The sequence below is a fragment of the uncultured Kordia sp. genome (genome assembly GCF_947496985.1).
Classification (GTDB): domain Bacteria; phylum Bacteroidota; class Bacteroidia; order Flavobacteriales; family Flavobacteriaceae; genus Kordia.
On the sequence record NZ_CANMEZ010000002.1, the window covers coordinates 405,671 to 418,155 of the forward strand.

Here is a 12,485-nt window from a genome sequence, read left to right on the forward strand (position 1 = left end):
AATAAAAGTGATCCTGTATTTAAAACATTGATTTTATAAGACTTTATTTCTTCATGAATACATTCTATCTCTTTTCGTAGTACTTTTTTTTGCTTATTCTTTTTTTCAGATTTTAAAAGATTTTCTAAGGATGTTAGCTTACTTTCTAATTCTGTATAGTAGCCTGTATTCTTAATAAATTGAAGGATATTTATATTCAGATCACCATCTGAATCAATATTTTTTATAATGTTGAATAGTTGCTTATTATTGATTGCTTCAAATATGTGAACATTTGTGTTATTAGCTTCCCTTATTTCACGTTTACTTGTTAGCATGATTAGCCCTTAGCCCTTTCTAAATTATATGATATCAAGTTTACTTTCAATAGTAAACTAAATTGTTCATTAGCTAACTTTAAAGCATCTAGCACTTTATTTGCTTCATGATATTTTCCTTTATCAAATAATTTTAATGCTTTGCTTAAACGCTTACTTGAAAAATTGCCTTTCAAACTTGCAAACAAGTTCAGCATTGTTAAAACTTGAATTTTCATATCTTTTTCTACGCATTTTAGACTTCCTAGTTCTTTAATTAAAACGGAACGTTGCATTTGATTTTCACAAAGAAAAATTTGTTTGCTTTTCTTTTTTATTTTCTTGTTCAGCCTACCAAAGTCAGGAGAATTCAAAAAAAGTTTTTCTATTCGTATATGAACACTTGCTCCTGAATTTATGTTGGAAATTTCATGAGAAATTGAAATTTCCTTATCTATTATATATTGAAAAATACTAATGTTAGAACTCATATATAATATAATTGTAGCTATATAAAACTGTTATAATTTTCATAGCTATATTAACTACGCAAAAACATAAAAGTAAGAAAAGTAAGTGAAATGAAAGTTTTAATAATTCTAAAAAATATCAAACGTTGAGTTTACTCCATAAAAAAACCTTCAAAATCAAAAAGATTAAGAAGGGCTTTTGTACTCGAGGCGGGACTTGAACCCGCACGGCCCAAAGGCCATTAGATTAAAAGTATGTAGAGACTTTATTGATATCAATAACGATGAAATTAAAGATATCGCTACTAACTGAATGTATATTTTGAAACTAAAGAGAAAATACTGTTTTTACAAAAAAAGCGTTAAAAAACAATGCTGCAACTACAGGAAGTATCATAGAAAAGATAATGAAATCAATGTAAAAAGTACTTTTTTTGTGCTATAAAATTGTATCGTAATTGGCAAGAATCCCTTATGCTAGTTTTTTAAAAATTGAACTGTAATGCAACCTCTCAAGTGTTAAATAAATCTAAAGATTAGCTTAAATTTTAGATAAAACCTAACGCTTATACAAAAAATTCAACGCTTATACATTTGTTCTAGGGTTTTAAAAAAGCATTTGATAGCTTTATATCAATTACTTCCCACACCAAACCTAAAAATCATACCAAAAAATTCAATCTGAATAATCATGAATTATTCGGAAACAGGACAGGCATGTCCAATTTTTAAAAACATTTTAATTTAATATTTTATTTATGAAAGAACCGATTGCACAAACATTATTTCGTTTTATTAGTCTGAGAAATCCAGATATAAGCGAAGAAAACGGACAAGAAAAAAGATTTATTTCCCCTTCTGAAAATGCAACTAAAAGTGTGTTTTACGCAGCTGTTGAAGGAAGGGATGAGAACACATCCAAATGGCAGGCACTTATAAATGCAGCCAAAGATTTTAAAGCATTATCTAAAGAAGAGTTAAAAGCTGTAGATTCTAAACTATTTGAGTTTTCAGAGTGGCTGGTTAAAAATCGTGTTGCATATAAGTCTGAAGAACTCATATCAAAAATAGAAGGCTTAAATCCATTAACAGATGACACAATACTTTGGGATAATCTTTTTTATCAAATCATTACCGAAAAAGATTTTTATGCTAAAGAAACAGCGATTCACATGCTCAAAGCCAATCATGTACTTGCAAATTATCCAAAAGGAGAAGAATTAAGTCCAGAAGAAATTGCGACATTAGAAAAAACACTCATCTATGCAACAGTATTACTTCCGAGTGAATTATTTGACACCTCAGATGTAATTGCAGATGCAGCCGCTAAAAATGTAAAAGAAAGCTATCAAACGTTTCCACTTAATAATGATTTAAAAGCAAGTATTGCAATTATTGAATTACGAGAATTACAAACAGTAAAAGAAGAAATAGATGAACTACATACGGCTTATCAAACAAGCTATGATAGCGCACATACTGCTGCTCGAAAAACTCACGATTCAAATGTTAAAGGATTAATTGATCAATATGATGTTGATGTTCAAGCTGCAAATACATCTTGGTGTGATACTAGAGGTGATAAACCTTATGATGCTAATAATGTTGACCCTTGTGATCAACCTGTTCCTGTAAAATATCCGCAACTTCCAGCATTCATTTTCTCTTTTAAAGATGAGATTGATGCCAAAGAAGCCTTAGCAGAAATGTCTTCGCAGACGTATGAAACGATAAATAAATTAAAGCCTATTGAGAAGATAAAAACATACGCTGAGATTAAAGAATTACTAGAAAAAGAAGAAGATCGATTAAACATAGAATTGTATCAAAACACTTCTTTTTATAAAAAATCAGTAAGTGTAAACGGTACTATTCTTCCAATTTCAAAAACAATCACACAAGATATTGGAAGCACATATCAAGCCGCTTTTTGTTCGCAAACACGACCAAATCCAAAAACAGGAGATCAGTACTGGAGATTCTTTGCTGATATTGCTAGTGCAGCTGATAGTATTGCTCCAGTAAGTAGTGCAGTTACTAAAATTAGTAAACCAGACGGATCGCTAGTAGCAGAAAACAACGATTTTATCATTATGACTTCTGGTTCAAATATGATAAAAATTGGACTTTCAACAGGATTAACTACTCCAATTGTAACGGCTTCGACAGGAAGTTTACGCTTAGAAAGCACGGTTACTTTTTTAGACGGAACTTCCGTTTCATTTAATGGTGTATTACGCCCAAACACCTGTGGAAAAGGTATAAGTGATGGTGTAACAAATCCGGCACCTATTGGAACAGCAGACGAAAATTTTGTACCTAAAGGATATGGAATGCGTCAATTGGGAATTGCTGACTATAGAAAGGTAGAACAAAGTGTACATTGTTATCAAGAGGGCGAAGCATCGCATATAGAAAATGTGATGGCACGTGAATACAAAGAAAAGTCAACACGAAGATTACGTATCAATGAAAATACAACTTCTTCTACTTCTGAAACAGAAAAAGAGCAACTCACAGATACCACAACGACCAATCGTCATGAAATGCAGAATGAAGTATCGCAAGTACTTTCGGAAGCTAAAGATTTTTCTGCAAGCACTTCTTTTTCAGCTGGATGGAAAAGTGGAACTGGAGCAACCTTTAATCTAGGAACCGGAGCAAATTATGCTACACATAGTTCAAGTGAAGATAGCACCAATCAGGCGATGACCGAAGCTCAGGAAATTACTGAAAGAGCGATGGATCGTGTGGTACAACGTGTCAAAGAAGAACGTATTACTAAAATCATTGAAGAATACGAAGAAAACAATAAACATGGTTTTGACAATCGTAAAGGCGATAAACATGTAGTCGGTGTATATCGTTGGGTAGACAAAGTGTATAAAAACCAAATCTACAATTACGGAAGACGCTTAATGTATGAATTTGCCATTCCGCAGCCTTCCAAATTACATCGTTTGGCAATGACATCATCTGAAGATACCAACGATACAATGCTATTGGAAGAACCAATTGACCCAAGAACAATAGATATTCCCGGAGATGGATATGGTGTTGGCAAAATTACTGATGCTTCTATGATTAATGAAAGTAATTATAGAAAATTAGCTGCTAAATACAATGCAGAAGTTCCAGCAATGCCATCAAACACCATCTATGTTGCCAAAGCTGTAAACGCTTTCAAAGATGGTTCAGGGCATGATGCTATTGACAATTCCATTGCAGAACAATTAGAAATCCCAGAGAATTATTACTGTACATCTGCTGTAGTTAAAGGAAGTTTATTTAGACATGGAGACTATGCAAATGCAACAAACGCTACCATTGCTGTTGGTGATGATTCGGATTATGTAGGTACAGAACAAACAGATTATAACCATACGTTTTCATTTAGCAGTAAAAAGATCGAAGAAAACCTTCCAATTGCAATTCGCACAAGAGATGTAGATGCATTAAGCTTAAATGTAACAGCTACATGTCATTTAAAAGAGAGCGCTAAAGAAGCATGGCAATTAGAAACATTCAATGCTATTTTAACTGCGTATGAAGATAAATTGGCTGAATACTTAGCACAAAAAGGACAAGAACAAGAAAAAGCAGACGAGTTAAAAGCATCCAATCCTGGGTTCTATCGTCAGATTGAACAAACTGTATTACGTAAAAACTGTTTGTCATATTTAATGGATCAAACGCCTTCGGCTAAAAATACCTATGGAAAACAATTCTACACAGGTGATGCAATGGAAAACCATGAGGTAACAGTTGCTAAATCGATGGATGATTATGCTTCATTTGCAAAGTTTATGGAACAGGCTTTTGAATGGGAAATCATGTCGTATCATTTCTATCCGTTTTATTGGGCAAATCGTAAAGAGTGGAATGATTTATATACATACGAAAATAATGATCCATTATTTAGAAGTTTTATGCAGGCTGGTTTAGCAAGAGTTGTACTTACGGTACGCCCTGGATTTGAAAAAGCAGTATTGCATTATATGGCAACAGGAAGCATTTGGAATGGTGGAGAATTACCGATATTAAATGATCCGTTGTATGTTTCTATCATAGATGAACTTGATAAACCTCTAGGAACAAAAGAAGGAAAAGCATGGAAAACAAAAGTACCGACTTCTTTAACCATTTTACAGGCTGATAGCTTAGGGTTAAAAGTAGAAAAGGCTTTACCGTGTAATTGTGATGACATTGAAGACTTTATTGAATCCGATCAAACAGAATGTAGTACACAAATTTTAAATGATTCTACGGTTTTTAATGACTTACAAATTGAGAATGATACAGCTACTTTAAAAAGGAAGATTCAATTTACATTTCATAACAATTCTGGTTCAAATTATAAAACCATTGCAGAGTTTGATGAAGAAAGTGCATTTCCATTAGTATTTAGATGTATGGGGCAAGAAATTTCTATACAAAGAAATGCAGCTTGGAGTCCTGAAAATAGTGCAGGAATTATCTATCAGAAACTTGCAGATCAAGTTTCTTTAATTTCTGGAATATATGCTAAACAAGTATTTGATAAAGCAGGAAATCCACTTGGACTTCAATTTACAGTAGATGCGAACAAAATAGAAACGTTTACTTTTCAAAAGTCAACTAGCAGCGGAGCTAATGTAAACCCAATAAGTGATGTATTAATCATGGAGATTAGTTCGGAAGGTATTATTGTAAAAGAGCCAACGCACTATACGCAACGTATTGAAGACAAACTCAATACGCCACTTGTAAGTGAAGAAGCCAATACTTTATTACCTATTGGAAGATTCTTGATATGAGTCAAGTGAAACTAGATATGATATGGCAGCACGAAAAAGTGTTGCCATACATTCTGAGTGAGTTGAAATCACAAGTAGAAAGAATTACACCTGTACACGCCATATATTTACATGGAAGTAGAGCAAAAACTTCTATGGACAGTTGGAATCAACTCAAGGGAAAAGATTGGGATGTAGTAATGGTGTGTAATTTTCCAATTGTCAATACACGTATTTGGACAATAGATAAAGGGTATTACATAGATCTAACAATTACTACGGAATTGATATTACAAAAAATGATGCAATATCAGAAATATGTAGAACTGTATCCTAATAATACATTAATATAAAAAAGCAAAACTATATGAGTGATTACAAAAGTCCATTTATAGATACACCATTGGGAGAATATTTTGAAGCATCGCCCAAAGGGATTGCGTTTCCATTGCAAAGAAAAACCGTTTTAAACGATCATCCTTCAGCGGAAGAGAGCGGTTTTAATGAGAATCATTGTGGAGAGTTTTCTGAAAATTATAGCATAGGTAAAACAGATTTCGAGCAATTAGCGAAAGATTTAAAAAAGAATTTAACCAATCCAAATTTTATTTATGATTGGAAAAGATACATATCTTCTTCTTACAGAACTGAAAGACGGATTCCTTCTAGAAGAGAACTAGACGGGTTTAAACCTGCTCAAACCACTACAGAAATTCAAATCCATAGACCTTTTAAATATACAAATGACGGAGAAGAAAAAGTAGGATATTTTGACGAAGCAAGGTTCAACAAAAGAATCTGTTCTTTAAATCCCAAACCTCATTATTATATTAATATAGATACGAAGAACTTAGAAGCTAGTTTTAAAATTTTCTTTTTTTATAAAAATGATAGAGAAAAAGGCTTCAATCTTAGCAACTATGACCTTGATAACGATGGAACTTTTGATGGCATTCCTTCAAAATATATAGCAATTAGACTTACAACAAAAAAAGCAGCAGATTTTTTAGCATTTTGGGAGTTAGTCAAAGGGGAGCCGCTTACAAAGTCAACGCTAAAGAGTGAGTTTAAAGAGTTGTATAGCAAAAACACAACCGATGAACAACTTAATTTTCTCTATTCAATAGCACCTGTTTCTCTCATAAAAGAAAAAACTAAAGTTCAATTGTGGGATGACGCTACTAGATTACTTAAATACGATACTGATCGTTATTTTACAGATAATAGTAGTAATCAAATAAAAGTCTTAGAATCCATTGCTGATAAAGAAAATGGGATGCAATTTCTTTATACCCAATTTGAAGATAACCCAAAAATAATAAAGGATATTTATACCTCTTTGGACGGTGTAGGAACTTCTCAATATACGCTAGGGTTTGTAGCTCCCAATAAAACCATTTTCGCTTCACTTTTACGTGCATTGTGTAACTACAAAGGGCAAGGATTTCATCGGTATAAAAAATTTATTACATTCAGGAATACAAAAGGCTATCAAGTCAATTCTCCCAGTGACTTAACAAGTAAGGACACATATAATGTTATATATGACATATACGATACATTATATGACACAAACGATGAAACCAATTATGTTAATGAAGAAAGAATTGCACTTGTACAAGAAAAAGAAGAATATGTAGAGAATACTGGAACATTCGAACCTTTACCTAAAGGCTATGTTCATTATTTACATCCATTAGACTTTGTGAATTTTGTAATAGAAGATACTGATGGAAAAGAAATTACTTTTCAAGTTCCTGTAATTTTTTTAAAAGATCAAGCTTTTCAACGTAATTTAAAAGATCTCATAAAAGTTATCCGTGTTGGGCTAGATATACTTTTAGTAGTGGTTTCAGTATATACACTAACACAAGGTACAACTCCTTTATTAACAGTTATTAGTATTATTGATTTAGGACTAGGGGCAGGCGATTTAACAATTCAAGCCTTTGAAGAAGAAATACGAAAAATCAAAGGTCCTAATGGAGAGCCTTGGGGAGCTGACTTTTTAGATACTTGGGAACAAATTTATATTATTGGAGGTTTTATTACTGCAGTCCCTTTAATAGGTCTTATGCTTAAAAATGGTGCAAAATCACTTTTAAAAACCGCGAGGAATTCCAAAGTCCAATTAGTCAACATGCTTAAGTATGGTATTAAAAACGGTAATTTAAAGAACTTCATTAAAAACCCTTTTAAAGTGATTGCAGATGTGTATAAGGAAACCAAATTTGCTTTTAGATTACAACAAAAACTTAATAAATTACAAAAAAAAGGAGTTTTAATTATCCAAGAAGGGGATGCATACAAGCTTAGCTATGGCGACACAATTATAGCTCAAGGTAAAAACGCAAAAGAAATTCGTAAAGAAATCGATGGCTTTTTTAAAGGTGGTAAAGTTGTTGAGGAAGTATTAGAGAATACTGCAAAGCAGGCACGTCTTTTTGCTTATCCTGTTAAGACCACGGATGAATTAATTAAATTTTTAGGAGAATTAGATGATACTGTAAAAGCTGTTGATTTAGAAAAAGTAGGAATCAAAGCACTTTTTAGAGGAACTACTAAAAATGTAGACGGATCACTTTTTAAAGGAAATACAAACTCTCAATTATTTGGTTTGTCAACATCAACAGATCCAGTAAAAGCCATTGTTTTTGCTTTAGGGAGTGCTTCAAAGCCAGGAAGAAAAGGTTTCTTACAGGTAGTTTTACCTAAAAATATGAAAAAAGTACTAATGGAAACCCCTAATTATAGAGTTCATGTTGAACTAGAAGCTATTTTAAAAATTTCTGCTGAAGATTTTTCTAAAAAAGTAGTTTTAGAAATTTCTATTGATAAAGCAAGAGGTTTAGTTAATAATTTTTTTAAATTCACAGAGACTTTACCTACTAAAATAGACAGAGCGGAATCTCTAAGGCTTCTTGAGGAATTACCAGCTACTAGTCTAGAAAACTCGTATAAATTTTATGAAGAATTATTAAAACTATAAATAAATATGAAAAAAACAGCAAAAATATTGACACAAGTTCAAGCCGAATCAGATGAAAATATTGTTTTATGTCTTGAAGAATTAATAAACGATTCGAAGCTTTCTTCATATAAATTAAACAAGACAGAAAAAAATTCTTCATATTTTATTTCTGGTGGACAAAATTTAGATGTAAAAAAAGGAAGTCAATTTGATATAATATTTAATATTGAAAATCCTAGTAATTATATAAGTTCATTAACAAAACTATCTGAAATAAAATTAAGAAAAAATATAGATTTAGAAATTTTACCAGAGGGATATGGAGGAATAGTTTTAATTGACTTTTTAGAGACTAAACCAGATATTATAAAGGTTTTAGATAGAGATAGAGGGAATTATAAAGCTCTATATCTTACAACACAGCCAATATTAAATAGGATTTTAGAATTATTGAATAAATAGTGTTATTAATTACAAATCTTTATCATTACAGATAATCATGAATTTAGAATTAATAAAAAACAAACTAAGTAAGAAAGGATATATTGTTGGCATTAGAGAATATGAAAGTCATCCGTGGATAAATGGAGGTATAGAAAAAGATGGAAAATCTGAGGTATTAGTTTTAGGAGTTGAAATAAAAATTAGCTTTGATGAAGATGGGTTTTTCGCTCTAGATTTTTATAAGCAAATAGCAAAAAAAGAAAAGATTTGACGATGAAGAAAAGTTAGTTGCATTTATTTGTGAAAAATATCCGATTTCATAAAAAATAAAAAACCTCACTCAAAATTATAGATTGAGTGGGGTATTTATTGTTATACTTTAGCGTATAATTATTATTTTTTCAATTTTTAGTTATTTCTTTTCTAAAATAGATTTTGAACTCCCATTAACAGAAATAATACTAGTACGTGATAACTTTGGATTCCCGATTGGAATTTCTCTGCTAAATTTGGAGAATAATAAACACAATATATTATGTCATACAATATAATTACAAAAAACCTAAAAAATGAAGTGGATGAAATTCCTATCTCTACAAATACACTTTTTCACGAGTATTGGCTTCCTTTATTCGAAAAACACAAGTGTAAGAATTTATTAAATTGGAAATACCCTCATGATTTAGAAGCTAATGAAATTCAAGAAATCATAAAAGAATGGAAAAGATTAATTCCATTCATCCAAAAAACTTGGGAAAAAGAAAGAGCTAATTTTATTTTAAAAAAGTTAAAAGAAATCAATTATGATGATTATCAATATATAAGTTTTGGTTAATTATATGGAACTTAATGAGAATCCAACACTTATATTATTATAGTTAAGAGTTTAAAAGAAGCCATTTCAATGAACGTTTGAAACGGCTTCTTTTTAATATTCAATTTTTAGTTATTTCTTTTCAACTACAGATTTTGAATTTGCATTCACAGAAATAATGTAGGAAAAAAGTTAGAAGCTGTCCTTGATAAATTATCTGATATTAAAGTTACGCCCTAGTGGAAAAAGTTTTTTACAAGGGCAACGTCTTTGGAGAGCTGAAACTCGAATATTGGATGCAATATTTTGAAAAAATAGTAATCGAAAAGCATCATTAATAATAGTAGTTAATCAATGAATACTGTTAAAAATCATATTAAAATGTCAGAAATTAAGTTACTAATAAAAAACGGTTTAAAAAATGGATCAATGATGGATACTGTATTTCCTGATTTTATTAATTCATTGAAAGATCTTTATGATAGTGATATTGAAATTGTCGAAAAAGCAGATACTAATTTCAAAGGAATTTATATTATTCCTTACTCAACAGGTCTAAATATAAAAGATTACAAAAAAGATTTAAATTCTAATCTTTTTATTATCGGAGTACCTAATTACCAAAAAGATTCAGTATTTGATGAATTTAAACCTATTGGTTTAATGCAATGGAGATTTTTTAAAGATAAATCAACCTCTATATATGCACAAAATGAAATCCTAAAATTTCATAAAATTCCTTTAACTGGTATAAAAGGTGGAGATTGTTACACTAATTTCATTCCTCTTGAAAAAGATGATACAACAAAAACAGTTGCGAAATCAGTTTTAACATATTTTGAAATGTATTATGAGTATATTGAAAATATTAACTAAACAAAGTAATAACAATTACTCAATGCTACCTATTATGCCAAAAATATTAGCAGATATTGAAGAAATATTAGGTTACAACTTAGAAGTAGTCGATAATTATGATAGTAATTTTGATGGATATTATTTAATGCCAAATTGCGATCATCGCAATCAAAATAAACTATTAACAATTGAAAGTTCTAAAAATATTTTTTTACTCGGAATTATTAACTCTGACATACCTGAAATACTTGATAGCTATAATCCAATTGGATTAGTTCAATGGCGTTTTTTCAAATCCAGTAAGCCTGCTATTCATGGTCTTAACCAAATTGTTTCATCTTACAATTTTGCTTCTAGGCCATATGGTAATAATTATTCTGTTTATACCAATGCTGACCTAATCAATAAAAAAAAAGGCTAGCTATAGCTATAATTGATTACATAATTAGATACGATAAATATGTTAAAAATTTAAGAAACTAAGTTACTAACAAAAAATGGATCAATCATATCCAAAAAATGAACTTACTCAATCAATACATTAATGATGATGAAAGCTTTTGATAAAGATTATGAGAAAATAAATCAAGGAAACCTAGAAAATCTAGAGCTCTAAATAGGAAGAGAATTACCTGAGGATTATAAAACTCATATGTTAAAATATAATGGCGGAAGTATTCCATTATGGAATGAGTATGTTTTTACAAGTAATAAAGGTGAAGAATTATTTTTAGAAAGCTTTCATCAATTAAAGCATATAGATGGTAGTCTGGAGGACTATTACAAACATAACTTTTTATACCCAAGGTTATTATCTATAGGGGCAATTACTGGTGGCTATATAGCTATAGGTTATCAAAATGATAATATGGGAGAAATCTACGCTTATTTTTCAGACGAAGATCCTTTTAAAATAGCCAATTCATTCACAGAATTTCTAACTTCTTTAGAAGTTAGAAATGTTGATTGATTTAAAACTTATTCTAAAACCTACAGAAGTCATTACCAAACAAAAACTTTTGATTATCTGAGCTTAAAAAGTTAAATTATTTGAAAACCTCACTCAAATATTAACTTTGAGTGAGGTTATTTTTTATTGAATTATAGTCAGAGTATCTACTTTAAAACTTTCCTATCACAGGTTTTGAACTCCATTAACAGAAATAATACTAGTACGTGATGATTTTTGAAGACTTCCTTCTTTACGTAACAATCGTTAATTATTAAATAACAGGCGACATTTGATATTAAATATCGTATAGCTAACTGCTTTCTCTTTATCATCTAAGGCATCGACATATGCAAGATAAAATTCCTCATTAGTCATCGTTTTTTCTTGCTACTGAACATAATGGACTTGCAAGAAAAAACTAAAATGAACAATCTCGATCTAAAGATCCAAGGTATCAAATAGGCTTTCTATTTCGACGCAAGTGTTGAGGAATTGAACCCCAAAATAATGTGAAAATTAAAGAGATTCTAGTATCATTTTAAAAAACTTCCAAAACAATACCAATAAAACACAAATTGTTTTACCTATGCTTTATCCAACAAAAACTTTCAAGCATAAAAAAACCCTTCAAAATCAAAAAGATTAAGAAGGGCTTTCGTACTCGAGGCGGGACTTGAACCCGCACGGCCCAAAGGCCATTGGATTTTAAGTCCAACGTGTCTACCAATTCCACCACTCGAGCGTGGATTTTATATTGAGCGAAAAACGGGGCTCGAACCCGCGACCTCAACCTTGGCAAGGTTACGCTCTACCAGCTGAGCTATTTTCGCAATTTTGTTAAAGATCGTGCAACACTATTACTGTATTGCGGATGCAAATTTAGCACATTTCTTCAAATACCAAAG

Annotated in this window: 10 protein-coding genes and 2 tRNA genes; 9 read left to right on the plus strand and 3 right to left on the minus strand. The window is 30.8% G+C overall.

Features of this window, described 5'->3' with window-relative positions:
- Positions 1 to 319: 319 nt before the first annotated feature.
- On the minus strand, positions 320 to 787 hold the full coding sequence (locus Q0828_RS06755) for a hypothetical protein (protein ID WP_298418815.1): 468 nt from the start codon (positions 785 to 787) through the stop codon (positions 320 to 322).
- A 737-nt stretch (positions 788 to 1,524) separates the two neighbouring features.
- Between Q0828_RS06755 and Q0828_RS06760 the strand changes: the two genes are divergently transcribed.
- The 9 genes from Q0828_RS06760 (at position 1,525) to Q0828_RS06800 (ending at position 11,598) form a co-directional block, all read left to right on the plus strand.
- Entirely contained in the window at positions 1,525 to 5,562 is a 4,038-nt protein-coding gene (locus tag Q0828_RS06760) for a hypothetical protein (RefSeq protein WP_298418818.1), read from the plus strand.
- Entirely contained in the window at positions 5,559 to 5,894 is a 336-nt protein-coding gene (locus tag Q0828_RS06765; RefSeq protein WP_298418821.1) for a hypothetical protein, read from the plus strand. The genes Q0828_RS06760 and Q0828_RS06765 overlap by 4 nt, the downstream gene beginning before the upstream one ends.
- 14 nt (positions 5,895 to 5,908) lie before the next feature.
- A complete protein-coding gene (locus Q0828_RS06770) occupies positions 5,909 to 8,530 on the plus strand; it encodes a hypothetical protein (RefSeq protein ID WP_298418824.1) in 2,622 nt (873 codons plus the stop codon).
- 6 nt (positions 8,531 to 8,536) lie between these two features.
- The gene (locus Q0828_RS06775; RefSeq protein WP_298418827.1) at positions 8,537 to 8,974 is read left to right on the plus strand and encodes a hypothetical protein; all 438 of its coding nucleotides are present in this window, start codon (positions 8,537 to 8,539) and stop codon (positions 8,972 to 8,974) included.
- A 37-nt stretch (positions 8,975 to 9,011) separates the two neighbouring features.
- Entirely contained in the window at positions 9,012 to 9,227 is a 216-nt protein-coding gene (locus Q0828_RS06780; RefSeq protein WP_298418828.1) for a hypothetical protein, read from the plus strand.
- A 264-nt stretch (positions 9,228 to 9,491) separates the two neighbouring features.
- Entirely contained in the window at positions 9,492 to 9,791 is a 300-nt protein-coding gene (locus tag Q0828_RS06785) for a hypothetical protein (protein ID WP_298418831.1), read from the plus strand.
- 360 nt (positions 9,792 to 10,151) lie between these two features.
- Positions 10,152 to 10,646 carry a hypothetical protein gene (locus tag Q0828_RS06790; protein WP_298418833.1) on the plus strand — a complete coding sequence of 165 codons (495 nt, stop codon included), beginning with the start codon at positions 10,152 to 10,154 and terminating at the stop codon, positions 10,644 to 10,646.
- A gap of 34 nt (positions 10,647 to 10,680) precedes the next feature.
- Positions 10,681 to 11,049 carry a hypothetical protein gene (locus Q0828_RS06795; protein ID WP_298418835.1) on the plus strand — a complete coding sequence of 123 codons (369 nt, stop codon included), beginning with the start codon at positions 10,681 to 10,683 and terminating at the stop codon, positions 11,047 to 11,049.
- Positions 11,050 to 11,244: 195 nt separating this feature from the next.
- Positions 11,245 to 11,598, plus strand: coding sequence for an SMI1/KNR4 family protein (locus Q0828_RS06800; protein WP_298419526.1), 354 nt, complete (start codon positions 11,245 to 11,247; stop codon positions 11,596 to 11,598).
- Between the two features lie 640 nt (positions 11,599 to 12,238).
- Here Q0828_RS06800 and Q0828_RS06805 read toward each other — a convergent pair.
- Positions 12,239 to 12,322 (minus strand) — tRNA-Leu (locus tag Q0828_RS06805).
- A gap of 15 nt (positions 12,323 to 12,337) precedes the next feature.
- Positions 12,338 to 12,410: transfer RNA gene (locus Q0828_RS06810), tRNA-Gly, on the minus strand.
- Between the last annotated feature and the right edge of the window lie 75 nt (positions 12,411 to 12,485).